General features: G+C 70.0%; 29 protein-coding genes. 22 read left to right on the top strand and 7 right to left on the bottom strand.

Annotation, left to right across the window (positions count from 1 at the left end):
- Window positions 1-5: 5 nt before the first annotated feature.
- Window positions 6-1397 carry a GntP family permease gene (locus C5E05_RS05440; RefSeq protein WP_104341341.1) on the bottom strand — a complete coding sequence of 464 codons (1392 nt, stop codon included), beginning with the start codon at window positions 1395-1397 and terminating at the stop codon, window positions 6-8.
- Window positions 1398-1596: 199 nt separating this feature from the next.
- Here C5E05_RS05440 and C5E05_RS05445 point away from each other — a divergent pair, with 199 nt between their 5' ends.
- The gene (locus tag C5E05_RS05445) at window positions 1597-2346 is read left to right on the top strand and encodes a FadR/GntR family transcriptional regulator (protein ID WP_104341342.1); all 750 of its coding nucleotides are present in this window, start codon (window positions 1597-1599) and stop codon (window positions 2344-2346) included.
- On the opposite strand, the gene C5E05_RS05450 is transcribed toward C5E05_RS05445, so the two are convergent.
- On the bottom strand, window positions 2343-3290 hold the full coding sequence (locus C5E05_RS05450; protein ID WP_104341343.1) for a phosphoglycerate dehydrogenase: 948 nt from the start codon (window positions 3288-3290) through the stop codon (window positions 2343-2345). The two genes, C5E05_RS05445 and C5E05_RS05450, sit on opposite strands and share 4 nt — an antisense overlap.
- A complete protein-coding gene (locus tag C5E05_RS05455; protein WP_104341344.1) occupies window positions 3290-4753 on the bottom strand; it encodes a gluconokinase in 1464 nt (487 codons plus the stop codon). The genes C5E05_RS05450 and C5E05_RS05455 overlap by 1 nt, the downstream gene beginning before the upstream one ends.
- 126 nt (window positions 4754-4879) lie before the next feature.
- On the opposite strand from C5E05_RS05455, the gene eda reads away from it, so the two are divergent.
- Window positions 4880-5560: a bifunctional 4-hydroxy-2-oxoglutarate aldolase/2-dehydro-3-deoxy-phosphogluconate aldolase gene (gene eda / locus C5E05_RS05460; RefSeq protein ID WP_104242330.1), complete on the top strand. Its 681-nt coding sequence runs from the start codon at window positions 4880-4882 to the stop codon at window positions 5558-5560.
- A 27-nt stretch (window positions 5561-5587) separates the two neighbouring features.
- Here the strand turns inward: eda and C5E05_RS05465 are convergent, their stop codons facing one another.
- On the bottom strand, window positions 5588-6217 hold the full coding sequence (locus C5E05_RS05465; RefSeq protein ID WP_068495464.1) for a DNA-directed RNA polymerase subunit beta: 630 nt from the start codon (window positions 6215-6217) through the stop codon (window positions 5588-5590).
- Between the two features lie 100 nt (window positions 6218-6317).
- Here C5E05_RS05465 and C5E05_RS05470 point away from each other — a divergent pair, with 100 nt between their 5' ends.
- The 5 genes from C5E05_RS05470 to C5E05_RS05490 all read left to right on the top strand — a co-directional run bounded on the left by C5E05_RS05470 (window position 6318) and on the right by C5E05_RS05490 (window position 10066).
- On the top strand, window positions 6318-7034 hold the full coding sequence (locus C5E05_RS05470) for a hypothetical protein (protein ID WP_104242332.1): 717 nt from the start codon (window positions 6318-6320) through the stop codon (window positions 7032-7034).
- Window positions 7031-7432 carry a GntR family transcriptional regulator gene (locus tag C5E05_RS05475; RefSeq protein ID WP_181059389.1) on the top strand — a complete coding sequence of 134 codons (402 nt, stop codon included), beginning with the start codon at window positions 7031-7033 and terminating at the stop codon, window positions 7430-7432. Before C5E05_RS05470 ends, C5E05_RS05475 begins: the two co-directional genes overlap by 4 nt.
- A 50-nt stretch (window positions 7433-7482) precedes the next feature.
- The gene (locus tag C5E05_RS05480; RefSeq protein ID WP_104242336.1) at window positions 7483-7686 is read left to right on the top strand and encodes a CsbD family protein; all 204 of its coding nucleotides are present in this window, start codon (window positions 7483-7485) and stop codon (window positions 7684-7686) included.
- Between the two features lie 204 nt (window positions 7687-7890).
- Window positions 7891-9582 carry an MDR family MFS transporter gene (locus C5E05_RS05485; RefSeq protein ID WP_104242782.1) on the top strand — a complete coding sequence of 564 codons (1692 nt, stop codon included), beginning with the start codon at window positions 7891-7893 and terminating at the stop codon, window positions 9580-9582.
- Between the two features lie 10 nt (window positions 9583-9592).
- Window positions 9593-10066: a MarR family winged helix-turn-helix transcriptional regulator gene (locus tag C5E05_RS05490; protein WP_181057920.1), complete on the top strand. Its 474-nt coding sequence runs from the start codon at window positions 9593-9595 to the stop codon at window positions 10064-10066.
- A gap of 80 nt (window positions 10067-10146) precedes the next feature.
- Here the strand turns inward: C5E05_RS05490 and C5E05_RS05495 are convergent, their stop codons facing one another.
- Complete coding sequence (locus C5E05_RS05495) at window positions 10147-10593, bottom strand: DUF805 domain-containing protein (protein ID WP_104331746.1); 447 nt, start codon at window positions 10591-10593, stop codon at window positions 10147-10149.
- 197 nt (window positions 10594-10790) lie between these two features.
- Here C5E05_RS05495 and C5E05_RS05500 point away from each other — a divergent pair, with 197 nt between their 5' ends.
- From C5E05_RS05500 to C5E05_RS05535, 8 genes are all read left to right on the top strand, one after another.
- Window positions 10791-11150, top strand: coding sequence for a hypothetical protein (locus C5E05_RS05500; protein WP_104242342.1), 360 nt, complete (start codon window positions 10791-10793; stop codon window positions 11148-11150).
- 87 nt (window positions 11151-11237) lie between these two features.
- The gene (locus tag C5E05_RS05505) at window positions 11238-11546 is read left to right on the top strand and encodes an ATP-dependent DNA ligase (protein WP_104242344.1); all 309 of its coding nucleotides are present in this window, start codon (window positions 11238-11240) and stop codon (window positions 11544-11546) included.
- 2 nt (window positions 11547-11548) lie between these two features.
- On the top strand, window positions 11549-11770 hold the full coding sequence (locus C5E05_RS05510) for a hypothetical protein (RefSeq protein WP_104242346.1): 222 nt from the start codon (window positions 11549-11551) through the stop codon (window positions 11768-11770).
- Between the two features lie 93 nt (window positions 11771-11863).
- Complete coding sequence (locus C5E05_RS05515) at window positions 11864-13006, top strand: glycosyltransferase (RefSeq protein WP_104341345.1); 1143 nt, start codon at window positions 11864-11866, stop codon at window positions 13004-13006.
- Window positions 13003-14073 carry a glycosyltransferase gene (locus tag C5E05_RS05520; RefSeq protein ID WP_104341346.1) on the top strand — a complete coding sequence of 357 codons (1071 nt, stop codon included), beginning with the start codon at window positions 13003-13005 and terminating at the stop codon, window positions 14071-14073. The genes C5E05_RS05515 and C5E05_RS05520 overlap by 4 nt, the downstream gene beginning before the upstream one ends.
- Entirely contained in the window at window positions 14070-15089 is a 1020-nt protein-coding gene (locus C5E05_RS05525) for a glycosyltransferase (protein ID WP_104242352.1), read from the top strand. Before C5E05_RS05520 ends, C5E05_RS05525 begins: the two co-directional genes overlap by 4 nt.
- The gene (locus tag C5E05_RS05530) at window positions 15086-15922 is read left to right on the top strand and encodes a glycosyltransferase family 2 protein (protein ID WP_104242354.1); all 837 of its coding nucleotides are present in this window, start codon (window positions 15086-15088) and stop codon (window positions 15920-15922) included. The genes C5E05_RS05525 and C5E05_RS05530 overlap by 4 nt, the downstream gene beginning before the upstream one ends.
- A gap of 42 nt (window positions 15923-15964) precedes the next feature.
- Window positions 15965-16237, top strand: a complete 273-nt coding sequence (locus tag C5E05_RS05535) for a GlsB/YeaQ/YmgE family stress response membrane protein (RefSeq protein ID WP_104242356.1) — start codon at window positions 15965-15967, stop codon at window positions 16235-16237.
- A 78-nt stretch (window positions 16238-16315) separates the two neighbouring features.
- On the opposite strand, the gene C5E05_RS05540 is transcribed toward C5E05_RS05535, so the two are convergent.
- Window positions 16316-17512, bottom strand: a complete 1197-nt coding sequence (locus tag C5E05_RS05540; protein ID WP_104341347.1) for a benzoate/H(+) symporter BenE family transporter — start codon at window positions 17510-17512, stop codon at window positions 16316-16318.
- A 96-nt stretch (window positions 17513-17608) separates the two neighbouring features.
- Window positions 17609-18646, bottom strand: coding sequence for a DNA polymerase IV (locus C5E05_RS05545; RefSeq protein WP_104307100.1), 1038 nt, complete (start codon window positions 18644-18646; stop codon window positions 17609-17611).
- A gap of 130 nt (window positions 18647-18776) precedes the next feature.
- Here C5E05_RS05545 and C5E05_RS05550 point away from each other — a divergent pair, with 130 nt between their 5' ends.
- From C5E05_RS05550 to C5E05_RS05580, 7 genes are all read left to right on the top strand, one after another.
- A complete protein-coding gene (locus tag C5E05_RS05550) occupies window positions 18777-19790 on the top strand; it encodes a proline racemase family protein (protein ID WP_104341348.1) in 1014 nt (337 codons plus the stop codon).
- Entirely contained in the window at window positions 19787-20737 is a 951-nt protein-coding gene (locus C5E05_RS05555) for an ornithine cyclodeaminase family protein (RefSeq protein ID WP_104341349.1), read from the top strand. The genes C5E05_RS05550 and C5E05_RS05555 overlap by 4 nt, the downstream gene beginning before the upstream one ends.
- Window positions 20734-21408 carry a GntR family transcriptional regulator gene (locus C5E05_RS05560; protein WP_104341350.1) on the top strand — a complete coding sequence of 225 codons (675 nt, stop codon included), beginning with the start codon at window positions 20734-20736 and terminating at the stop codon, window positions 21406-21408. Before C5E05_RS05555 ends, C5E05_RS05560 begins: the two co-directional genes overlap by 4 nt.
- Window positions 21409-21546: 138 nt before the next feature.
- Window positions 21547-22359, top strand: a complete 813-nt coding sequence (locus C5E05_RS05565; RefSeq protein ID WP_181059391.1) for an alpha/beta fold hydrolase — start codon at window positions 21547-21549, stop codon at window positions 22357-22359.
- Window positions 22356-22883, top strand: a complete 528-nt coding sequence (locus C5E05_RS05570; RefSeq protein WP_104341352.1) for a CGNR zinc finger domain-containing protein — start codon at window positions 22356-22358, stop codon at window positions 22881-22883. Before C5E05_RS05565 ends, C5E05_RS05570 begins: the two co-directional genes overlap by 4 nt.
- Window positions 22884-22966: 83 nt before the next feature.
- Window positions 22967-23329 (top strand): helix-turn-helix transcriptional regulator, encoded by a 363-nt coding sequence (locus tag C5E05_RS05575; protein WP_104242373.1) that lies wholly within the window; start codon window positions 22967-22969, stop codon window positions 23327-23329.
- A complete protein-coding gene (locus tag C5E05_RS05580) occupies window positions 23326-25401 on the top strand; it encodes a heavy metal translocating P-type ATPase (protein ID WP_374953445.1) in 2076 nt (691 codons plus the stop codon). The genes C5E05_RS05575 and C5E05_RS05580 overlap by 4 nt, the downstream gene beginning before the upstream one ends.
- The last annotated feature ends 1 nt before the right edge of the window (window position 25402 follow it).

Below are 25402 nucleotides of genomic sequence, written 5' to 3' on the forward strand. Positions count from 1 at the left end.
CAGGCTCAGAAGAGCGACGCGACCAAGAAGATGACGAGCACGAACGCGAACGCCGTGACCGACTCGATGGTCTGCTGCACCGTCCAGGTCTTGAGCGTCGTCTTCACATCCATGCCCATGAGGCGACCGACGAGCCAGAAGCCGGAGTCGTTGACGTGGCCGGCGAAGACCGAGCCCGCGGCGGTGGCGAGCACGATCGTGGCGACCTGGAACTCGTTGAGGTCGGCCGCGACGACTGCGGGAGCGATGAGTCCGGCCGCGGTGACGAGGGCGACGGTGGCCGAGCCCTGTGCGACGCGGATGACGACGGCGATGACGTAGGCGGCGACGATGAGGGGCAGACCGAGGTCGCTGAGCGTGTCGGCGAGCGCGTCGCCGATGCCGGAGGCGCGAAGGACGCCGCCGAACATTCCGCCGGCGCCGGTGATGAGGATGACGGAGCAGATCGGCCCGAGGGAGGAGTCGAGGATCTTCTCGAGCGCGGTGCCGTTCTCGCCGCGGCGCGTGCCGAGGACGATGCTGGCCGTGACGACTGCGATGAGGAGCGCGATGGGCGAGTTGCCGAGGAGGACCGCGGCCTGGGCCCAGATCGCGTCGCCGTCGACGACTCCGGCGCTGGCGAGGGCCGAGATGCCCGTGTTGAGGAAGATGAGGACCATCGGCAGCAGGAGCAGCAGGATGATCGTGGAGACCTTCGGCGGGTTCTTCGGCTGGTCCTCGTCGAGGTCGCCGAAGAGCGCGGGGACGGGGAGCTGGATGCGCTTGGCGACGAACTTGCCCCACAGGTAACCGGAGACGTACCAGAGCGGGAACACGATGATGAGGCCGAGCAGGAGGACGACGCCGAGGTTGGCTTCGTAGAGCTCGGTGGCGGCGACGGGGCCGGGGTGCGGCGGGAGGAACACGTGCATGACCGAGAAGGCGGCCGCCGCGGGGATGCCGAAGAGGAGGACGTTGTTGCCCGAGACCCGGCGTGCGACGGCGAAGACGATGGGCAGCATCATGATGAGGCCGGCGTCGAAGAACATCGGGAAGCCGAGGATAAGCGAGGCGATGCCGAGTGCGAAGGGGGCTCGCTTCTCGCCGAAGACGTCGACGAGCTTGTCAGCGAGGGCTTTGGCGCCGCCGGAGTGCTCGATGAGGCGGCCGAGCATCGCGCCGAAGCCGATGAGGAGCGCGACGGTCGCGAGGGTGCTGCCGAAGCCGCCGGTGAGGGTGCTCGCGACGGCCGAGACGGGGACGCCCGCGACGAGCGCCGTGAGGAGCGACACGATCACCAGGGTCAGGAACGCGTGGAGCCTGAAGCGGATGATGAGGATCAGGATGAGCGCGATGGCTCCTGCTGCGATGCCGAGCAGCGGTGCGGTGCCCAGTGTCTGGGTCCATTCTTCTTCCATGGTGATCTCCGTCGATTTCTGGAATTCGGACCGTGCGACCGTGCAGCGGTGCCGTGAGGGTGAGGCCGTTCGCGATCTGCGATGATTCGGAACGCGGGTTCTGGCGACACTCAGTGTGGTTCGAGCCTCGCATAATGATCATACTTATTTCAAGTTGTGATCATATCTATATCGTTGCGGTGAGCGAGGAGAGGTGCGCATGGCGCAGGCAGTGCACGGGTCGGTGCTCGACGACCTCGGCGTCCGCATCGCGGGAGGCGAGCTCGAGGCTGGCCAGGTCCTCACCCTCGCGGCTCTCGAAGAGCACTACGCCGTGTCCCGCACCGTCGTGCGCGAAGCCGTCCGCGTGCTGGAGTCCATGGGATTGCTCGTCTCGCGGAGACGAGTCGGCATCACCGTCCAGCCCACGCGCGAATGGAACGCGCTCGACACGACGCTCATCCGCTGGCGGCTGCGAGGGAACAGCCGCAGCCAGCAGCTCGTCGCGCTCACCGAGCTCCGATCGGCGATCGAGCCGGTCGCCGCGAAGCTCGCCGCCTCGCGGGCCTCGCAGCACGAGCGGACTCGCCTGCTCGAGCTCGCCGCGCAGCTGCAGGCGCTCGGTGCCAACGAGCGCGGCGACTCCCCCGAGTACCTGCAGGCAGACATCGAGTTCCACGACCTGATCCTGGATGCGAGCGGCAACGCGCTGCTCGCGGCCGTCAAGGAGCCGATCGCCCAGGTGCTCGCCGGCCGCGCGAACCTGGGCCTCACGCCGGCGAGGCCGCTGCACGACGCGCTGCACAACCACGTGCTCACTGCGCAGGCGATCGCGGACGGCGACCCCCTCGCCGCCGAGAGGCACTCGAAGGGCTACCTCGACACGATCCTGGGCGAGGTGCTCATCATCCACGACGCAGCCATCGGCGAGACCCCAGAGCTCGAGTCGGAGACAGCCGACACGCCCTAGACGCGATGCACGCTGGGCCGTCCGGAGAGCTCCTCGACGAGGTTCTGGATGGCCCCGCTCGCCATTCTGGCGACCGCCTCGGCCGTGTGCGCCCCGCTGTGCGGCGTCGCGACGACCCTCGGGTGGCCGAGCAGCGGCGAGTCCTGCGGCGGCTCCGTCTCGTAGGCGTCGAGGCCGACCCCGAAGAGGTGCCCGGCGTCGAGCGCCTCGCGGGCAGCCGCCTCGTCGATGAGGCCACCGCGCGAGGTGTTGAGCAGGATCGCCCCTGGCTTCATGGCCGCGATGCGTGCGGCGTCGGCGACGTGGCGGGTGCTCTCGAGGAGCGGAACGTGCAGGCTGACGACGTCGGCCGCTCGGAAGAGCTCGTCGAGGCTGGCTGGCGCAGCTCCGGTCTCTGCGATGGCGGCGGCCGGCACGAAGGGGTCGTAGGCGAGCACGTGCATCCCGATGCCGCGGGCTCGTTCGGCGACGATCCGACCGATCGCGCCGAAGCCGACGACCCCGAAGGTGCGCCCGCCGAGCTCGATGCCGCTGCCTCGCGGCCAGCCGCCGTCTGCGACCTCCGCGTGCAGCCTGGGGATCTCTCTGGCGACGGCGAAGGCGAGGCCGATCGCGAGCTCGGCGACCGCGGAGGCGTTGGCCCCGGGCGTCCTGGTGACGTGGATGCCCTTCCCCGCTGCGGCCGCCAGGTCGACGTTGTTGACGCCGACACCGTACCTGGAGATCACCCGGAGGCGGTCGGCTCCCGCGAGCGCTGCCGCGTCGTAGGTGTCGAGGCCGGCGATGACGCCGTCGATCCCGGGCAGGGCCTCAGCGAGCTCCTCGGAGGTGAGCGGGCGCCCGAGCGTGTTGAAGATCAGCTCGTCGGCCATGTCCCGCAGCGGGGCGAGCACTTCGGCGTCCGGAGTTCGGCTCAGCGAGGTGGGGGTGATCAGGATGCGCATCAGGCGTTGCCTCCGGTGAGGGACTCAGCACGCGCATCCGGTGCGGTGCTCGTACGGTCGTAGGCGTCGAGGTACTTTGCGAAGGCGCGGTCGTAGTAGTCCCGCATGGCGGGGTTCGGGATGACGCGCTGCGTCTCCGTGTTCCGGAACGCCGGCTGGTCCTCGCTGAGTCCGGCGGCGCGGAGCCCGAGGCGAACGGCGCCGACCACCGAGCTGTGCTGCAGCGACGACACCTCCATCTCGACCCCGAAGGCGTCTGCCGTCATCTGGGTCCAGAACGGCGAGGAGAGGACTCCGCCGGAGAGGAGGACGCGGGTCGGCATGCCGTTGATCGCGGTGAGCTCGCGGAAGCAGTGGTAGAGCGAGAGCACAACTCCCTGCAGCACGGCCTGGTACATGTCGACGCGCCCGTGCCGGGGCTCGAGGCCGACGAACCCGCCGAGCCGCTGGTCCTGCCAGCCTGGGCACCGTTCGCCGTAGAGGAAGGGCAGGAAGGTCGGCAGCTCGTCCCGTCCCTGAACGAGCTGGGGTTCGATCTCGGAGAACTGGGCGTCCGAGCCGAAGAACCTGTCCTTCGCCCAGTCGACGCAGTTCGTGCATCCGCTCGTGGCGGCGCCGCTGAGCCAGCCGAGCGGGGAGCGGTAGGCCCAGGTGCTGAGCCGCGGGGAGAGGGACGGCTCGAGGGTCGCGAACCGCATGGCGCCGCTGGTTCCCATGGAGAACGTCATGTCGCCGGGGAGCCCGGCGAGGTCGCCGACCTGGCTGAGGCCGCCATCCGGTCCGGGGACGAGGACGGGGATTCCGGGGCGGATGCCGAGGTAGGTCGCGACGTCGGCGAGCAGCGGGGCGGATTCCTCGCTGTCGTGCAGTTCGGGGAAGTCGACGCCGGCGACGCCGAGGGTCTCGAGGATCTCGAGGTCCCAGTCGGAGGTGCGGACGTTGAGCAGGCCGGTTCCCGAGGCGAGAGAGTAGCTCGTCCACGGGAGGCCGGTGAGCCTCAGGAAGTTGAAGCTCCCCTGGTCCATGACCTTGCGCCCGGCGATCTCCACGCCCTGGCGGGCCAGGTAGGCGAGCTTGAAGGCGGGGTAGCTGGCGTTCACCATGCACCCCGTGCGCTCGTAGAACCAGGTGGTGAGCTCGGCATCGCCGCGCAGTTCGGCGCAGAGCCCCTGGGCTCCCGTGAAGGGCCACTCGTAGACGGGCGTGGCCGCTTGGAGGTCCTGGGTCACGAGCCCGAGGCCGTGGTACGTGTTCGACAGCACCAGGGCGTCGACGTCGTGCCCGCGGACGGATTCACGGGCGAGGGCGATGAGCTGGGTGAAGATGCCCTCCGCGTCGCGGACGGCAGGGTCGGGCCCGGCGACTTCGAATCGCCGAGTCCGCACCTGCACCTCCTGGGTGTCGGAGTCGAAGATCAGCGTCTTCGCTGACGTGGTGCTGGACTCGAGGGCGAGGATCTTCATGGTTCTGCTCCACTCGTGGGCGTCGTTGCCGATCGGGGCCGTGCGCGGTGGCGACTCTCGGTAGGATCTCCAATAATATGATCATTGGGTTCCACTTGGAACACAAGGCAGCCAACGGAGGTTCTCTTGCACGAAATCCTTGCTCGTCTCGCCGAGCACTCGATCGTTCCCGTGGTCTCCGCGAAGACCACCGCCGAGGGCCTCGGCATCGCGGAGGCACTCGCCGACGGTGGGCTCCCGGTCGCCGAGGTGACCTTCCGGACGAGCGCCGCCGCCTCGACGATCGCCGCTCTCGCCGCCCGCGGCGGAGTGCTCGTCGGCGCCGGAACGGTGCTCACCCCAGCACAGGTCGACATCGCCGTGGATGCGGGAGCCTCGTTCATCGTCTCCCCCGGCCTGAGCCGTGCCGTCGTCGAGCGGTGCAGGGCCCACGACATCCCGGTCCTCCCTGGCGCAACCTCCGCGACCGAGGTGCAGGCCGCCCTGGAGCTGGGCATCGAGACGGTGAAGTTCTTCCCCGCAGAGACGAATGGGGGCGCCAAGGCGATCGCCGCCCTCTCCGCGCCGTTCGGCGACGTGAGATTCGTGCCCACCGGCGGAGTGAACGCCGCGAACCTCGGCGACTACCTCGCCATCCCGGCGGTGCTCGCCGTGGGCGGCTCGTGGATGCTCCCACCGTCTGCCGTCGACCAGCAGGACTGGGCCGAGGTGACGAGACTCACCGCTGCCGCCGTCGAGCTCGCGCGCGGACTCCGCTCGGGCAACCGCGCAGAACGTCAGGCGGTCACGCTGAGCCGAGAGTCCTAGCCGCGACGAGGCGCCTCGGCCGATCGTTCAGTCGAGCGCGTCGATGCGCCAGAGACCCGCGGAGGCGTGCAGGTCGTCGCCCATCTCCAGGTACCGGATGGCACGTCGCGTCGACTGGCGCGCCCTGGCTGGCACGACGCTCTCCTCGTCCTTCGCGAGGCTCGTCGCCCCCTGCGACATGACGCGGCAGAACGCGGCGGCTCGCTCGAGGGCGATGGCGAAGTCACCGGAGAAGGCGCCATGCAGGATGACGTCGGCGAGGGCGACGACCTCCTCCGGCCCGGTGGGGGTCGCGGCACCGGCGACCACGGAGCTGATGGAGCGGTCGACCTCGTAGCCTCGGCGGAAGAGGTAGCTCGCTTCGGCCGGATTGGCGCGCACGGCCTGCCGCAGCAGGTAGAGGCGCCAGAGCGCGCCTGGCAGGGAACGCGAGGTGGCACCGGCCCAGAGCTCGGCGATCTCGTCGATGCCGTTCTCGTCGGCGTAGGCCACGAGGCGCGCGACGACCGCCTGGTCGCCCTCGCCACGGGCTCGCTGCAGGAGCGCCCGGGCCGTGTCGTGCGCGACGCGGCTCACCGCTGCTGGGTCGTCGGCGCCGACGAGCGCCTCGAACGCCTGCGATGGCACGCGGACGGGCCTGTGGTGTCGTTGCGTCATGCTGCCCCTCTCGCCGACTGCGCCTTGCTGGCCCGTGCGGACCGCATCCAGTCTGCGCGTTCGGAGCCACGATTGCGAACCTGCCTCGTAGGCTGGGGGCATGGCTACTGCGCACGAGGACGATTCGCTGGTCGAGGACACGGCGGCGATGTCGTCGTACCCGGCCTACCGCCCGAAGCAGATCGCCTTCGGCGTACTGGCGGTCCTGCTGGTCGTGACGATGTTCTTCCCATGGTGGAACTCCGAGATCCCCCTCAACCGCATCGCGCCGACCCTGAACGGCTGGCAGCTCCTGGTCGCCGGCACGGGACTGAGCCAGATGGATGAGGCGCTCGGCTACAACTGGTTCGGCACGTTCCTCTTCGGCCTCGTGCCGACGCTGCCGCTGATCGGGCTCGTCGTCGTCCTGATCCTCCGCATCTCCGGGGTCGCGGTCATCTCCGCGAAGATCCTCCAGCTCTACGCCGCCTTCGCGACACTCGGGATCCTGTTCCTCTTCGCCTTCGCGACCCTCCGCGTGGATGCTGCGAACGGCCAGTACCCGATCGCCTACGGCGCGTGGCTTGCGCTCCTGCCGAGCGTCGCGACGCTGGTGCTCGCGACGCTGTGGTGGCGGCGCGAGAAGCTCCACTACCCGACACGCAAGTGGCTCGGATTCGGACCCCAGCGCGAGAAGAAGCACGACCTGGCGGCGAACGCCGCAAGTGCTGCGATGTTCGACGACCTCGTCGACCCGGACGACGACGAAGAGATCTCGCTCGGCTCCGACACCGCCGTCGACGAGAACACGAGCCCAGGCAAGCGGCCGCGCCAGTGAGCGCCGCTGATTTCTTCGCCTCCCTGACCCTCGGGGGCGACACATCGAGCCCTCCAGGACGGCAGCTGCGAGAGGCCATCATCGACGCCGTCGAGCGAGGCGACCTGCTCGCCGGCGAGCGGCTGCCGCCGGTGCGTGCACTGGCGGAGACGCTCGGCGTCGCGCCTGGAACCGTGGCGAAGTGCTACACGGCCCTCGAGGAGCAGGGCGTCGTCGTCGGCCGCGGCCGCGCTGGCACGTTCGTGACCGCGGACGGCAGGAACGGCGATGTGCGACTGACGGCGGCCGCGAGGGCCTTCGCCGTCGAGGCGCGTGAGCTGGGGGTGAGCGACGACGAGGCGGTCGCCGCCGTGTTCGAGGCCCTGTCGATCACCGCGGATCGGCACGCGCAGCCTTGAGCCCCACTCCGCCACAGGCGGCGTCCAAGTTCGCCTGAGAGCATCCCCTCATGGGAATCGACGATCGTATTCAGAACAAGTCAGAAGACCTCGGCGGACGCGCGAAGGAGGCCGCTGGCGCGGTCACCGGAGACGAGTCGCTGAAGGCTGAGGGCCGCTCCGACCAGACGAAGGCGGGCTTCAAGGAGAAGATCGAGGACGTCAAGGACGCCGCCAAGGAGGGCCTCGACAACCTCAAGCGCAAGATCGACTAGCAGTACCCCTCGAGACGCCACGTTCCGGCGTCTCGAGCATGCAGCAAAGGGCCCCGTTCGCGGGGCCCTTTCTGGTAGTTGACGACGGTCAACCATCTGAGTATGGTTGACCGTTGTCAACTACCAGGAGGCCCCGCGTCGATGTCGTCCAGCAAGAACCCCAGATCCAGCTCCAAACCAGCCGCTGAGCTCACCGAATCCGGAATGAGCCACCGTCAGGTGCTGCAGGCCCTCTCCGGCCTCATGCTCGGCATGTTCGTGTCGATGCTCGCGTCGACCGTCGTGAGCACCTCGCTGCCGCTCATCATCAGCGACCTCAAGGGCGACCAGAGCGCGTTCACCTGGGTCGTCACGGCAACCCTGCTCGCGACCACCGTCTCCACCCCGATCTGGGGCAAGCTCGCCGACCTCACGAACCGCAAGCTCCTCCTGCAGATCGCACTCGTCATCTTCGTCGTGAGCTCGGCGATCGCCGGCTTCGCGCAGGATCCCGCGATGCTCATCACCATGCGCGTCTTCCAGGGCCTCGGCGCCGGCGGCCTCGGCGCGCTCAGCCAGATCGTCATGGCGGATATCCTCAGCCCCCGCGAGCGCGGCCGCTACGCCGGCTTCTTCGGCGCCGTCATGGCGCTGGCCACCGTCGGCGGCCCCCTCCTCGGCGGCGTCATCACCGACGCCTTCGGGTGGCGCTGGAACTTCTTCGTCGGCCTCCCCTTCGCAGTGATCGCGCTCATCCTGCTGCAGGTCACCCTGCACCTGCCGAAGCCGAAGAAGCGCAAGGTGAGCATCGACTACTACGGCATCGTGCTCATCTCGAGCGGTGTGTCCCTGCTCCTCATCTGGGTGACCCTCGCGGGCACGCAGTTCGAGTGGAACTCCCTGCCCTCGTACCTCATGGTCGGCGGCGGCGTCCTCCTCCTGGTCATCGCGATCCTCGTCGAGCTCCGCGTCAAGGAGCCGCTCATCCCGCTCACGCTCTTCCGCGACCGCACGTTCACGCTCGCCGTCATCGCGAGCGTCTCCGTCGGCGTCGCCATGTTCGGCACGAGCGTCTTCCTGAGCCAGTACATGCAGCTCGCTCGCGGTGCGACCCCGACCGAGTCCGGCATCCTCACGATCCCGATGATGGCGGGTCTCCTCGTCGCGTCCACCATCGTGGGCAACCTCATCAGCCGCCGCGGCAAGTGGAAGGCGTTCGTCGTCACGGGCAGCGCGCTCATGGTCGTCGGGCTCTTCCTGCTGAGCCGCCTCCACTACGACACGCCATACCTGTACGTGGGCGTCTCGATGTTCGCGCTCGGCGCCGGCGTCGGCATGGTCATGCAGAACCTGGTCCTCGTCGTCCAGAACAAGGCAGAGGTCAAGAACATGGGCGTCGCGACGAGCGCCGTCACCTTCTTCCGCAGCCTGGGCGGCACGATCGGCGTCTCCGTCATGGGCTCGATCCTGGGAACCGTCGTGGCCGACACGATCTCCACGAGCGTCCGCGCTCTGCCGCCGGAGCAGCAGGCCGCGGCCGCGCAGTCGCTCGCGGGTGGCAGCATCCCGCAGCTCGCGACGCTGCCCGACTGGCTGCGGGTCCTCGTCGAGGACGCCTACGGGACCTCGGTCGGCGCGATCTTCCTGGCAGCCCTGCCGCTCGCGATCGTCACGCTCATCGCCGTCTCCTTCCTGCCGAACGCCCAGCTCGGCACGCAGAACGCCGTGCAGCGGGCCAAGGGCGAGGAGACCTCCCCTTCCGGCAGCGAGGCGGACGCGTCGCCGCAGACCCGCGAGAAGGCCGCGGAGTCGACCTCCGAGGATCTCGTCGAGGTCGCTGAGGCGATGGTCGGCATCCCGCGCACCGGCGCCATCCCGATCCTCGGGGACTCGGGACGGCAGGCAGACCGCACCTAGGATGGCCATCATGCCTGAGTCACCCGACGACGCCGACTTCGCCGAGGCGATCGCCTCGGTGGAGTCGGAGCTCGGCACGTTCTACCGGCGCGTTCGCACCACGTGGAGCGAGTCCGCGGTCGCCGTGCATCCTTCGCTGCAGCCCATCGGCTACAAGATCCTCTCGGCGCTCGTGCAGCACGAGACCGCGCACGTCGGCACCCTCGGCGAGCAGCTCGCGATCGACAAGAGCGTCATGAGCCGCCAGGTTCGGATGCTCGAGGAGTTCGAGCTGCTCACCGTCGGGGCGGACCCGAACGACGGGCGCGCGCGCATCCTCACCCCAACCGCCTTCGCGGTCGAGCGGGTCACCGAGGTGCGGGCCCGCAACCGGCACCGGCTGCACGCCGTGCTGCGCGACTGGACGCCGGACGAGCTGCGCGTGTTCTCCGGGCTTCTTGGCCGGTTCGGCGCCGTGGCCGAGGCCGTGAACCCCGAACGCTGATCTGACGCCTCCCGCCTCGAACGACGAAACCGCCGCCCTCGAACGAGGGCGGCGGTTTCGTGTCTCTGCGGAGCGGGAGGCTACTGGGTGTCGAACCGTGCGCCCTCTGGACGCGAGTCGCCGATCAGGAACACGAGCATGATGATCGGACCGGCCAGCGGCACGAGCAGGATCAGCCACCACCAGCCGGAGCGGTTCGTGTCGTGCAGGCGGCGAAAGAGCAGGGCGAGGCCAGGGACGAGGATCGCGAGGCCCCAGATCGACTGGATGACCGTGACAACGGGGTTGCCGAGGGTCGCCGCCGAGAATCCTTCTGTGGTGTCGACCGAGGTCGTGCCGGTGAGCGAGCCGATGAGGAAGAACACGGCGTTGACGATGACGCCGAAGAGCCACCACCACCAGTACTCGCTGCGGCTCGCGCGGCCGGAGAAGACGGCGTACTTCTTGAAGAAGCGCTTCACCGCCTGCCCGAAGCTGGCTCCGTAGAGCGGTGGGTAGAGCGGGGCGTCGAGCTGAGGGGTAGACATCACGGACTCCAATCAGGCACTGCCGATACATAGGAACTTCACTGAGCGTAGCGGCGGAGCGATGAACGCCAGGTTTCGATTTGGCAAAGCCCGGAATCAGCTTCATACAACGAATCAGAATGCAATACTCCGAGCACACCCAAGTGGGGCTGGGAGACTCAGAAAATTACGCACGCCCGCGACCGTCTGGGGGAACGATGGATCAGCTTCACTACGCAGGTGGTGTCTACTTCACGAGCACGAAGATCGCGCGAGAGCTCGTGGGATACGCGGCGGCACTCGCCGAGGTGCACCAGGCCGGCATCGTCGAGATCCCCGTGCGGCACGCGGACGGCACCTCGAACATGCTCTCCGTGCTCGTCGGTCCGTCGAGCCAGATCGCCACCGAGACGGTCGACACCGAGGTCCCGGAGTTCGACGACAGCCAGGCCCTCGCCACCTTCACGAAGCTGCGCGCCGAGCTCGAGAACAAGAGCTACGCGCCAGAGGGGCTCGTCGAGGAAGGCTCCTCGAACGACCCGCGCGTGCCCCATCCGGATTGGCTCGACGAACTCTGATCGGGCGCCCTGGCCACAGGTCGGCGCTCTGCGAGTGATAATGGACGGCGCACACCATGTGCCAGTGACAAGAAAGCAGGATCCAGCGTGGGGAAGTTCATCTACAACTCCGAGGTCACCGTCGACTTCGAGGACCGCCTGCTGGCACACCTCCAGCTCGCGATCGGCACGAAGCTGCGCCGCGGAGAGTCGTTCTTCTTCAGCTGGAAGGACAACAACGCCGGCGGGGACGGTCGAAGCACCGTATGGATGCACCCGGCCGTGCCCATCCGCTTCAAGTTCCTCGGCAGCAGGCAGGTGCACATCAACCGCTCGTGGGTCGAGGCGCTCGTGCAGGGCGCCAACTCGCAGGCGGGCCTAGCCGTCATCGCCGAACCCGCAGAGAGGACCTCATGAACATGAGCACGTCAACCAGGATCGAGCTGCTCTACCAGGGTGAGACGTTCTCGAAGCTCGTCGCCGACGTCGACGCCTTCCGCGAGGATATCCTCGCCCGAGTGGCCGCCGGCGAATGGTTCTGGGTGCGCGGCGACCGCGGCGAGGGACGCCTCGAGCCCGCGAATCTGCTGGTCGGACCCGGGGTCGGCATCGTGGTCGTGGAGCCGTACCCGGGCGACTGACCCGTCAGCGACACGAAGCCGCCGACGCATGCACGGAGGCCGAGGACTGTCAAGAGTCGCACGCTCCTCCGCTTGTCCTGGTTATGTGGATAAGTGGCATCCCTCAGCACTTCAGAACTCCTCGGCGACACGAGCCGAACCATCCGGGTTGCGAGCGTCCCCTCGGGACACGTCTACGTCAGGCACCTCGCTCCCGTCTCCTCCGCGCCCTCCTCACATCGGGTGGTCCGCCTTGCAGACCCGCACCCTGATGGGTCCGGCCGAGCCGCCACGGATCGCTGGTGGCCACCGGTCATGCTCGACTCGAACTGGATCGACGAGCACGCCGCGGAGTTCGACGTGTTCCACGTGCACTTCGGCTTCGACGCCCTCTCCCCCGCCTCCCTCCGGTCGATCGTGGAGACCCTGCTCAGGCACGGCAAGCCGCTCGTCTACACGGTGCACGACCTCACGAACCCGCACCACGACACCCCGGACGCGCACACCGCCCACCTGGACATCCTGATCCCGGCCGCGGATGGGCTCATCACGCTCACGGCAGGCGCCGCCGATGAGATCGAGCGCCGCTGGGGGCGCCGCCCGGTCGTCGTGCCGCACCCGCACATCGTGGAGCCGGACGAAGCGAAGGCCGCAATCGACGGGCGCGCCGCATCCGCCGGACGGTTCCGCGTCGGCGTGCACGCGAAGAGCCTGCGCGCGAGCCTGGATCCGCTGCCCGTCATCGAGGCGCTCGTCGACCTCAGCGCGCGGGAGGAGACCCTCGATGTGCTCGTCAACGGGCACCGCGAGCTCCTCGACCCCACCGGCGCGAAGTTCGAGCCGGAGCTCTCGGCCCGGCTCCGCGAGCTCGCCGACGCTGGGCGCATCGAGCTGCGCATCCACGACTACCTGAGCGACACAGAGCTGTGGCACTACCTGGCGTCGCTCGACGCCTCGGTGCTCCCCTATCGCTTCGGCACGCATTCCGGCTGGATGGAGGCATGCCGAGACCTCGGCACGGCCGTCATCGCGCCCGACGTGGGCTACTTCGCCGACCAGGGGCCCGTCTTCGAGTACCACCGAGACCCCACCGGGGCCCTCGACGTCGGCTCGCTGCAGGCCGCGGTGCTCGCAGCAGCCCGCGCGCAGACTCGACGCCCCGACCCCGAGGCGCGTGCCGCCGAACGCAGCCGGATCGCGGCCGCGCACCACGACGTGTACACGTCCGTCCTGAGCCTGGAGCGTGTGGCGAGTTGAGAATCTGTGTCATCGGCCCCTCCCGCTTCCCCATCAGCGAGCCCTTCGCCGGCGGGCTCGAGTCGCACACCCATGCCCTGATCCTGGCGCTCAAGCGTCGCGGCCACCAGGTGACGCTCTTCGCGGCCCCCGGCTCGGACCCCGCCCTGGGCGTCGAGCACCTCGCCGTCGAGAGCTTCACGATGAGCGAGACGGCACGCCAGGACGTGGGCGCGATGCCCGTGGAGTGGATGCACGAGCACCACGCCTACCTGGCGCTCATGCTCGACCTCGCCCAGACCGCGACGGCGCGCTTCGACGCGGTGCTCAACGTCAGCATCCACCACCTTCCCGTCGCCATGTCCGGACTGCTCGGGGTGCCCTTCTTCACGACGCTGCACACGCCGCCCGTCGGGTGGATCGAGTCGGCCGTCCGCATCAGCGGGTCCACGGGAACCTTCATCGCCGTCAGCTCGCACATGCGGGACGCCTGGGCCGACAGCGTCGAGAGCACCGTGATCCTCAACGGCGTCGACACCGACCGTCTCCTGCCTGGGCCGGGCGGCGGCGCCGCGTTCTGGTCCGGCCGCATCGTGCCGGAGAAGGGACTGGATCTGGCGATCGCGGCCGCCGAGCTCGCGCAGGTCGACCTCGACATCGCCGGGCCGATCTTCGACCCCGAGTACTTCGAGCGCAGCATCCGCCCCCGACTCGGTGGGCGCATCCGGTACCTCGGGCACCTCGAGCAGGCCACCCTCTTCGAGCATCTCGGGCGGGCGAGCGTGACGCTCGTGACGCCGAGGTGGGACGAGCCGTACGGCCTCGTCGCGGCCGAGTCGCTCGCCGCCGGCACGCCCGTCGCCGCCTTCGATCGGGGCGCGCTGCCGCAGATCATCGACGAGCGCAGCGGCAGGCTCGCGGCCCGCGACGACGTGCCGGCTCTCGCCGCCGCGCTGCTCGAGGCCGCGAGGCTGCCCCGCGAGGGTGCGCGGGAGCGCGCGGTCGCCTTCTGCTCCCTCGAGCGGATGGTCGACGAGTACGAGGCGCTGCTCGGCGGCGCACAGAGTGAGAGGCAGGAAGCGGCATGAGCGACACAGGCTCGTCCGAGACGGGAAGCATCGGCTACTACGTGCACCACCGAGGCGGCGGGCACGCGCGACGTGCGCTCGCCATCGCACGCGAGTGCACGACCCCGGTGACGGGGCTCTCGACGCTGCCGAAACCCGAGGCCTGGCTCGGCCCCTGGATCCGGCTCGAGCGCGACGATCTCGCTGTCTCGCCGCTCGAGCCCACGGCGAACGGCGCACTGCACTGGGCCCCCGTCGATGACGAGGGCATGCGGCGGCGCATGGCTCGCATCTCCGCCTGGATCGCCGACGCCGCGCCCACCCTCTTCGTCTCCGACGTGTCGGTGGAGGTCGCGGCACTCGCCCGCCTGCACGGCGTCCCCGTGGTCTCGGTCGCGCTGCCCGGCGTGCGCACCGACGCGCCGCACACCCTCGGATTCGGGCTGTCGGATGCCGTCCTCGCCGCCTGGCCCGCGAGCGCGGAGGGCATGCTGCCCGGCGCATCCGCTCGGGTGCTGGCTCGCCTGCACGCGGTCGGCGCGATCTCCGCAGCCGAGCGCTCGACGGGCCGCGGGCCCGGCCCCATCACGCGAGTCCTGGTGCTCGCGGGAAGCGGCGGCGGCGGCATGAGCTCCGCGCAGATCCGTGAGGCCAAGCGGCAGACGCCCGGCGTCGAATGGGACGAGATCGGCACGACTCCCGGGAACCGGGTCGCCGACCCCGGCCCGCGCATCCGCGAAGCCTCGCTTGTCCTCACGCACGCGGGGCAGGGCGCGATCGCCGACGTCGCCGCCGCCCAGGTTCCCGCCGTCGTCGTCCCGCAGGATCGACCGCACGACGAGCAGGCGGCCGCAGCCAGGGTCCTCGCTGCCACCCCCGGCCTGCCCGTCATCGTCACGAACAGCTTCGAGCGCGACGACTGGGCCGCACTGCTCGACGAGGCGGCACGTCTCGACGGACGCAACTGGGCGAGCTGGAACGACGGGGCCGGCGCGCTGCGCGCCGCGGCCCTGCTCGACCGGATGGCGAGCAGATGAGAACCGCGGTGATCACGATCGCGCACGGGAGGCACTCGCACCTCAGGGCGCTGCGGGCCGGCCTGCTCCGCCAGTCCCACCCCGCGGACGACACGGTCGTGGTGGCCATGGACGATCCCGAGCTGGGACGGCTCGCCGCCGCCGATCGCCTCGCCGGCATCGTCGTGGATGTCGCCGCGGACACGAGCGCCCTCCCGCTCGCCGCCGCCCGCAACGAGGGCGCTCGAGTCGCCCTCGCGCGCGGCGCCGAGCTGCTGATCTTCCTCGACGTCGACTGCATCCCCGGCCGTGGTCTCGTCGCCTCGTATCACGCTGCTGCGGCTGATGCGCGCTGGTCTGGGGCACTGCTGAGCGGGCCGGTCACCTACCTCGAGCAGCCGGGACCTGTCGGCTACGACGGCGAGCGCATCGAGCTGCTCGATGCCCCGCACCCGGCCCGGCCCGCCCCGTCTCCAGGAGCGGTGGTCGGTGGCGAGGACAGGAACCTGTTCTGGTCGCTGTCGTTCGCAACGACCGCAGCGACCTGGCAGCGGATCGGCGGGTTCTTCGAGGGGTACGACGGGTACGGCGGGGAGGACACCGACTTCGCGCGACTCGCGGAAGACGCCGGGGTTGGGCTCGCCTGGGTGGGTGGCGCCCGCGCCTACCACCAGTGGCATCCGACGTCCTCGCCTCCCGTGCAGCACGTCGCCGACATCGCGCGCAACGCGAACGTGTTCCGCGAGCGCTGGGGCGAGTGGCCCATGGTCGGCTGGCTGCAGGCGTTCCGCGAGCGCGGCCTCATCGTGGGCGGCGTCGGCGATGAGGTCTGCGCGGTGGCCGCGGGCTCTTAGGCTGGAAGCCTCGTCCTCTCCCCCGAAACCTCTGGAGCACGCGTGAGCTACTTCGCCTTCCTCGCCATCGGCCTTCTCCTGGGGGTGCTGGCCAAGCGCTTCCTGCCCACCCGCAGGCGCGACGACTGGATCGCGCCGCTCTTCGTGGGCGCGCTCGGCGCGCTCTTCGGCGGCTGGCTCAGCAGCGTCCTGTTCTGGAGCAGCACGAGCGACCCGTTCTCGCTGCCGAACTGGACCTCGGCGATCGTGGGCGCCGTCGTCTCCCTCGCGGTCTACCTCGTGATCGTTCGGATCACGGCGCCCCGCAACGATTGAGCGCGGGCCGCGCATCGGGCCGCGCATCCACCGAGAGCTGAGTTGTGGTCGCCATTCGTCGCCCGAGACGACCACAACTCAGCTCTCGGTGGATGGGCGACGCGGTCGGACGACGAAGCGCACGACGAGGCCCGCGAGCAGTGCCCAGAAGGCGGCGCTGACCCCGCCGATCGCGATGCCGGATGCGGCGGTCGCGAAGGTCACGACGGCTGGCACGAGCTCGCCCGTCTCGGCGAGCGCCGCCTTGAGCGAGCCGGCGAGCGTGCCGATGAGCGCGAGCCCCGCCACTGCGGCGATGACGCCGGCCGGGGCGAGCAGCACCAGCGTTCCGAACGCGGCCGATGCCACGCCGAGGACGATGACGACGACTCCGTTGGTGACGCTCGCCACCCAGCGCCGTGAACGGTCCTCGCCCGCTTCCGGCCCCGCGGCGAGGGCCGCGCTGATCGCGGCGAGGTTGATGGCGTGGCCTCCGGCGGGGGCGCCGACGACGGTGCCGATGCCGGTCGCGATGAGCGACCGCCGCCACGGCACCTCGAAGCCGAGGCCCTTCATGACGGCCACCCCCGGCACGTTCTGAGATGCCATGGTGACGAGGTAGAGGGGCAGTGCGATGCCGATCATGCCGGCGATCGAGAACTCCGGAGCGGTGAACTCCAGGCGCGGGGCGAGGTCGGCGGCCTGGATCGAGGCGCCGGAGGCGACGATGTGCACGCCGATGACGATCGCCGCGACGAGGAACGCGATCGGCGCGGCCCATCGAGGCAGGAAGCGCAGCGCGAGCAGCCAGGCGATGACGACGGGCGCGACGGCGAGCGGGTTCTCCGCCATGCCGGTGATCGGGCCGAGGCAGAGCTGGAAGAGCACGCCCGCGAGCATCGCCTGGGCGACGGAGACGGGAATGCGAGCGACGAGCGCTCCGAGCTGCGGGATGAGCCCCGTGACGATGATGAGGAGTCCCGTGATGAGGAACGCGCCGACCGCGACCGGCCAGCCGCCATCGATGGTGCCCGTCGCCGCGAGCAGGGCCGCGCCCGGTGTCGACCAGGCGACGGTGATGGGCAGGCGAGTCCATCCCGCCAGCAGGATGCACCCGAGGCCCATGGTGACGCTCACGGCGAGGAGGCCGCTCGACGCCTGATCTGCACTCGCCCCCACGGCGGTCAGGCCCGTCAGCACGACGATGAACGAGCTCGTGAACGCCACGAGCGCCGAGACCACGCCCGCCGAGATGGGGCGCAGGATGCCCTCGCGCGGCTCGAGAGTGCTGCTCATCGTCGGGGTCCTCGTCTCGTCCGCTCGCGCATCCCGCGATCTGCAGTTCAGCGTAGAGGCAGGGTACCGGGCAGACGAAACCGCGGGGCGGGATCGTCAGAAGAGCGTCGGCTGCACCATCTCGACCGGAACCAGCCCGGTGAGCGTCACGCTCGCGGACTCGAGCTCCGAGGTGCTCGAGTCGACGAGCAGCTTCTTCGCGACGGGCATCCACACGTCGAAGGACGCGCTCGAGTCGATGCCCTGGTACTTCTCCCTGACCGGGCCGAGCCCGACGGGGCGCAGCTCGAGCTTGATGCCCGTGGCGCTGAGCCCCGCTCGAGTCGCCCGGTGGCAGACGCGCTCGACGCAGCCCTCGACGACCTCCTCCGGCGTGCGGTCGGCCCGCGCGTACCCCGAGGTCGACGATTCCGAGGTGAGGCTCGTGCGGTGCCGGATGGGCGAGATCATCGCATCGTCGGTTCCGGCGCGGATGCGCCACAGCCGCCTGGCCATCCCCGTGCCGCAGACCCGCAGCAGCTCGTCGCGCGGGATGACGTCGACATCGCCGATGCGGGCGACGCCGAGCTTGATGAGCCGCGCCTCGGTGCGTGCCCCGATGCCCCACACCTCGCCGATGGGCAGCTCGGTGCGCAGCTCCAGCTCGCGCGCCTCGTCGATGACGTGCACGCCGTCGGGCTTCGCTGCTCTCGAGGCGAGCTTCGCCATGAGCTTCGTGCGGCCGATGCCGACGCTGACGGGGATGCGCAGCTCGGTCGCCGCGCGGCGACGGAGCTCACGGGCGACACTCTGCGCCTCCTCCGGCGTGCGCGCCCCGACGTCGAGGAACGCCTCCTCGATCGAGCCGGGCTCGATTCCCCGCGCGACCGAGTCGAAGAGCGCGTAGAGCGCATCCCCGACCGCTTCGATCTCCTGGCGGTAGGCCTCGACGAGCAGGATGCGTGGGCACAGCTCACGCGCCTCGGTGACGAGCATGCCGGCGTGGATGCCGAACTCCCGAGCCGGGTAGTTGGCGCTGGCGATGAACAGGTGCGCCACGGCGGCGACGGGCTTGGCTGCGAGCTCCGGCCGGTCACGCAGGGCGACCGATGCGAAGAAGGAGTCGGCGTCGGCATGGAGCAGGTACGAGTTCATGACCCCGCCATCGTACCTATGTTCTAGGCAGGGTTCGAGTGGCGCGCGAGTCGCGTGTCTCACCCCCACCCTGTCGGTCGCGCGCGCCGTGCCCTAGTGTGATTGCAATTGCAATCTCTCTGGAGGCTTCATGCGCGAGCGCTACACGACGATCGACTACCACACGGCCGGCGAGCCGTTCCGCATCGTGCCGGAGCTCGGGATCCCGATCGAGGGCGCAGACGTGGCCAGCAAGCGCGTCTTCGCCATGGCCTCCCCCGCCATCGACCGAGTCCGCCAACTGCTCTGCTTCGAGCCGCGCGGGCACGCCGACATGTACGGCGGCTTCATCGTCGAGCCGAACGACGACGGCGCCCACCTCGGGGTGCTCTTCTGGCACAAGGATGGGTTCTCGACGGCGTGCGGGCACGGCACGATCGCGCTCGGCGTGTGGGCCATCGAGAGCGGCCTCGTCGCCGCCGAGACCAGCGGCACGACGGACGTCATCATCGACGTCCCCTCCGGGCGCGTGACCGCGAGGGTCCACACCGACCCAGATGGCACCGTCACGGGGGCCGACTTCATCAACGTTCCGGGCTACGTGCTCGCGCGGCAGGTCCCCGTCTCGACATCCAGGGGCGCGGTGCTCGCCGACCTCACCTTCGCCGGGGCCATCTACGCGCAGGTCGACGCGAGCGCCGTTGGGCTGTCGATCGAGCCGGAGGACGTGAGCGAGATCATCGCGTTCGGGCGGGAGGTGAAGTGGCTCCTGAACGATTCGCCGCACGCCCAGCATCCGAACGACGGACGACTGAGCGGGGTCTACGGCACGATCCTCTTCTCCGACCACAGCGCCGACGGCGTCGTCCGCCAGCGCAACGCCACGGTGTTCGCCGACGGTGAGCTCGACCGCTCCCCCTGCGGTTCCGGCACGTGCGCCCGGGTCGCGACGCTGACCGAGCAGGGCGCGCTGCCCGTCGGGTCCGAGCTCGTGCACGACTCCATCGTCGGCTCCCGCTTCCTCGCCCGCGTCGTCGCGGAGGGCGTCGAGGCTGGGCGTCGCGCGACGACGGCGCAGGTCTCGGGCATGGCGCACAAGACCGGCGAGCACGTCTTCGAGGTCGACCCTCGTGACGAGATGACGCCCGGGTTCGTGCTGCGATGAGCGCGCGCATCCCCTATCTCGGCGCCGATGACGTCGCGGCGCTCCTCTCCCCGACGGCGGCTGTGGATGCGCTCCGGCGCGCCCTCGCCGACGGGTTCCGTCCCGAGACCGACCACGCGCGCATCTTCGAGTCGCTCGAGCACGGCGAGTTCCTCCTCATGCCGGCCGAGACCGCGGACAGCGCCGGCATCAAACTGCTGACGATCGCACCGGACAACCCGGCGCGGGGACTCGCCCGCATCCAGGGCCTCTACGTGCTGTTCGACGCGGACACGCTCACGCCTCGCGCCCTCATCGACGGGCCGGCCCTCACCGATATTCGTACCTCGGCTGTCTCAGTGGCGGCGGTCAAGGATGCGCTCGAGCGAGACTCCGGCCCGCTGGAGGTCGTCGCCTATGGCGCCGGCCCGCAGGCGAGAGCACACGTGCGCACGGTCAGGGCCGTGCTCGAGGGCACACGGCAGATCGGCCGAGTCACGTCGGTGGTCCGCTCACCCGCGCGCGTCCCCGCGAGCGAGGACTTCGACGCCGTGGTCGCGGCGGGCAGCCAGGAGGCCGAGGCTGCAACCCGCGCGGCTGGGCTCATCCTGTGCACGACGACAGCCTCGGCCCCGCTCTTCCCCGACGAGCTCGTGCGCGACGACGCCGTGGTCGTGGCGGTCGGCTCGCATTCGCCGGATGCACGCGAGCTGCCGGGTGCGCTGCTCGGCCGAGCCGACGTGATCGTCGAGGACGTCGCGGCGGCGCTTCGCGAGTGCGGCGACGTCATCATGGCCATCGACGAGGACGCCCTCGACGCGCGGGACCTGATCCCGATGGCCGATCTCGTGCAGGGCACCCGCCGGCCGCTCCGCGGGCGACCCGTGGTGTTCAAGAGCGCCGGAATGTCGTGGGAGGACCTCGTGCTGGCCCGGGCGATCGCCGACGCAGACGGGCGTCGCCGATGAGCACCCCCGCCGGCGCGCAGCCCAGCCCGGGCCGTCGCGACTCCGTGCGCCAGCGCGTGGCCGCGGAACTGCGAGCCGCACTCATCGGCGGCGAGCTCACCCCTGGGCAGGTCTACTCGGCGCCTGCGCTCGCCGCCCGCTTCGCCTCCTCGGCGACCCCGGTCCGGGAGGCGATGCTCGAGCTGTCGCGTGATGGGATGGTCGAGGTACTGCCGAACACGGGGTTCCGCGTGACGGAGGTCACGCGCGCCGAGCTCGACAACCTCGCCGAAGTGCGCCGGCTGCTCGAGGTACCCGTCATGGGCGACATCGCCGAGCGGCACAGCGACGAGGACGCGGCGCGCATCCGCTCGCTGAGCCCCGTCGTCGAGGCGATGCAGCGAGCTGAGGCGGCGAACGACATGGTCGCCTACCTGACGGCCGACACCGAGTTCCACACCTCGTTCCTGTCTCTCCACGGCAACCCGGAGCTCGTCCAGATCGTGCGGCGTGCCCGCGAGCGTAGCCGCCTCCACAACCTGCTGCCGCTCGCCGAAGCCGGCCAGCTCACCGCGTCCACGCTCGAGCACGGCCAGATGATCGAGGCGGCGCTCGACCGCGACCGAGCGCGGATGCAGGAGCTGGTGACACAGCACATCGGCCACGTGCGCGGCGAGTGGGCCGGTCGCTGACTGCTGCTGGCGCTGAGGCTGTCGACCTCCGACATTCAGGCTCGTGGCGGGGAGGTCGACGGTGGCGCCAACCGCACCATGCCGCGTCACCTCTGTTACCGTCTAATCCGACTAGACAGTAACAACAAAGGGAGACAAATGAGCGATTGGGCGCTTCCCGAGCGGTTCGAGGTCGGCGACGGCACGGTGCGATGGGGTTCGTTCGGCGACGGGCCCCCGCTCGTCCTGCTGCACGGCACGCCATTCTCGTCATTCATCTGGCGCGACGTCGTTCCGGTGCTGGCTCGCGATCACCGGGTCCACGTCTGGGACATGCTCGGATTCGGGCAGTCGACCCGCACCGCACCCGACGTGAGCCTTCGGCAGCAAGCGGTGATCTTCGTCGACCTTCTCGAACACTGGGGCGTCTCCGCACCTCAGGTTGTGGCACTCGATGTCGGCGGCGCGGTCGCACTGCGCGCCGCACTTCTCCACAACGTGACCTTCGAGTCACTCACGCTCATCGATGCCGCCACGGTGAGCGGCTGGGGCTCCGGGGGATTCTTCCAGACCATCCACCAGCACCCCGCGGCCTTCGAGGCGCTTCCAGCCTGGGCCAGCGCTGCCCTCATCGACGCCAAGATCCGGTCCGGCAGCCACACGGGTCTCCGCGCGGAGGCGCTGGCTTCGTACACGGACCAGTGGGCAGGGACAGAAGGTGCACGGGCGTTCTACCAGCAGTACGCGCAGGGTGGCGAGGACAACACCGACGAGCTCCAGGGGCTACTCCACCTGCTGGACATCCCGGTCCACGTGATCTGGGGTGCGGACGACTCGTGGCTCGATGTCGACTACGCCCAGCGACTCATGACGGCACTTCCGGATCACGCGCGGTTCTCTCTCGTCGACGGAGCCGGACACATGGTCCCGGAGGACCAGCCGGGCGAACTCCTCAGACTGTTGAGCACGTGAGCACCGTGCAGTCAGTTGTGCCTGAGGAGCTGCGCGTCGTTGAAGAGTTCTGCAACAGCGCGACGCTGCTGCACGGCACAGATGCCCTGGCGACCCTGCGTGGCGGGCAGGAGTGGATGGTCCAGCACGGATGGAACGGGGACTGCACGCTCGAGCACCTCACCTCATTGCGCGGCGCGCGCGAGGTCATCCGCGCGTTCCTCGCCGACCGGAGCGACGCGTCAGCGCGATCGGCCCTGAACCGGCTCGCTCAGGAGCACTGGGCAAGCCCTCACGTCGACGATGACGGTCGACTTTCGCTGACCCCGTCGAGCGCACGGACGGCGTCGCCAGCAGGCGCGGCGGTCCGAGCACTGCTGCTCTCCGGCTTGACCGGCTCGGGGCTGCGGCTCAGGACTTGCGCGTCGGACACGTGCCGGTGGGTGTTCTTCGACAGTTCTCGATCCAGGACGCGCACCTGGTGCGACATGAACACGTGCGGTGCGCGGAGCAAGATGCGGCAGTACCGCGGTCGCATCGCCTGAACCTCCCGGGCGCCGGCTCGATACTCGTGGACCTGGCGTTCGGGACATGTGAAACAGGTCACTCTTCGCTGTATAGTCACTCCATGCTGACTCTTGCTTCGAGGCTCGACGTGATGAACAGGCTCGGTCGGGCGATGGCGGATCCCACCCGATCGAGGATCCTGCTTGCGCTCCTCTCCGGCCCCGGGTACCCCGCGCGTCTCTCCGAGTCGCTGGGGCTCACTCGCACGAACGTCTCGAACCACCTCGCCTGCCTGCGGGGGTGCGGCATCGTCGTCGCGAGCCCCGAGGGCAGGCAGACGCGGTACGAGATCGCCGACTCGCACATCACCCGCGCGCTCGGCATGCTGATCGAGACCGTCCTGGCCGTCGACGAGGGCGTCCCGTGCGGGTCCGACTGCGACAGCTGCGCGGCGTGCGCCTCGGAAGCGGCTGGTCCCGCGTGAGCGAGGAATGCTGCGGCCCGGCCGAACCCCCGCGAGGAGGCGCCCCGCGTCGGCCGCTGCTGCTCCGCTCGGGGCCGTCACCCGCCTCCGACAACCTTCCTCCGTCGCCGGTCGTCGCTGCGGGATGCGGAGACGACGACGGGGATGCCTGCTGCGGACCTCGGCTGGCGTCGGCGGCCACACTGGCTTCGGCGACCTCACCGGCCTCCGCAGCCGAGCCGACGGGCGGACCGCCCGTCGCCGCGCCCTGGTGGCGGGATCGGGCGCTCCTGCCGTCCGCGGTGTCGGGCGTCGCGCTGATCGTCGGCTACGGGTTCGAATGGGGCGGGACGCCCGCCGCCGCGGTCGCCTTCCATGCCATCGCCCTGCTGGCCGGGGCCTCGACCTTCGTCCCCGACACGCTCCGTCGCCTCGCGCGGGGCCGCCTCGGGGTCGGGCTGCTTATGACGATCGCCGCGATCGGTGCCGTGCTCCTCGGGCACGTGGGCGAGGCCGCAGCACTCGCGTTCCTCTTCTCCCTCGCGGAGACGCTCGAGGGCCGCGCGATGTCGCGGGCCAAGGATGGGCTGCGCGCGCTCCTCGCGCTGCTCCCGGAGACGGCGATCGTGGTCCGCACCGGCGGCACCGCGACCGTTCCGGCCAGCGAGGTGCGTCGCGGAGATGTGCTGCAGCTCGGCGCCGGTGACCGCGCCGCCACGGATGGCATCGTGCGGGAGGGCCGATCGAACGTCGACACGTCGGCGGTCACGGGCGAGTCCATCCCCGTGCAGCTCGAACCGGGAGACGCGATCGCGGCCGGGACCATCGCCATCTCCGGCGCTCTGCGCATCGAGGCCACGGCCGACGGTCGGGACAACTCGCTGACCCAGATCGTCGAGCTGGTCCGGCAAGCCCACGCCAAGAAGGGGAACCGCGCGCGGTTGGCGGACCGCATCGCCCGCCCGCTCGTGCCGACGGTGCTCGTGCTGGCGCTGCTCATCGTGGCGTTCGGGTTCCTCGTCGGAGATCCGGCGCTCTGGACCGAGCGTGCCCTGGTCGTGCTCGTCGCCGCCTCTCCCTGCGCCCTCGCGATCGCCGTCCCGGTGACCGTGATCAGCGCGATCGGCTCCGCCTCGAAGCTCGGTGTGGTCATCACATCCGGTGCTGCGTTCGAGCAGTTCGGAACGATCCGAACCATCGCGTTCGACAAGACGGGCACGCTGACCATGAACGACCCGCGCGTCGTCGAGGTCGTTCCGGGGGCCGCTTGGACCGGGCAGGGTGTCGTCGACCTCGCGGCTGCCCTCGAGGCCGTCAGCGGGCATCCGCTCGCCAGCGCGATCACTGCGGCGGGTGAGGCCCCCTTGACCGCCACCGACGTCGAGGAGCTCGCAGGACTCGGCATAGCCGGCCAGGTGGATGGCGCGGCCGTGCGAGTGGGCAACACGAGGTGGCTCCCGCCGCTCGGCATGGAGGTCGCGGCCGAGACGCTGGCGGGCAATGGCATGACGGTCGTCGTGGTCGAGGTCGATGGCAGCATCGCAGGCCTGATCGGCGTCCGCGACGAGCTGCGCCCGGATGCTGCGGACGCCATCGATCAGCTCTCCCGGCTCGGCATCCGCTCCCTCATGCTGACCGGCGACAACACGCAGACCGCGCAGGCACTCGCATCGCAGGCGGGGATCGCCGAGGTGCACGCCGAGCAGCTTCCGGCGGACAAGGCCCGCGTCATCGAACGGCTGGCGTCCAAGACGCCGACCGCGATGGTCGGCGACGGCATCAACGACGCCCCGGCGCTCGCCACGGCAACCGTCGGGATCGCCATGGGGACCCATGGGTCCGCCGCGGCGATCGAGTCCGCGGACATCGCCTTCACGGGAAGCGACCTCAGGCTGCTTCCGAGCGCGTTCGCGCACGCCAGACGCGGACGTCGCATCATGACCGTCAACATCGCGCTTGCGCTCGCCATCATCGTGGTCCTGTTCCCGCTCGCGCTGTTCGGCGTGCTTGGCCTCGCCGGGGTCGTGCTCGTGCACGAAGCCGCGGAGCTGCTCGTCATCCTGAACGGCGTCCGAGCCGCGCGCCGACGCTGAC

This window comes from Pseudoclavibacter sp. AY1H1 (genome assembly GCF_002931055.1).
In the GTDB taxonomy this organism is placed as follows: Bacteria; Actinomycetota; Actinomycetes; order Actinomycetales; family Microbacteriaceae; genus Pseudoclavibacter.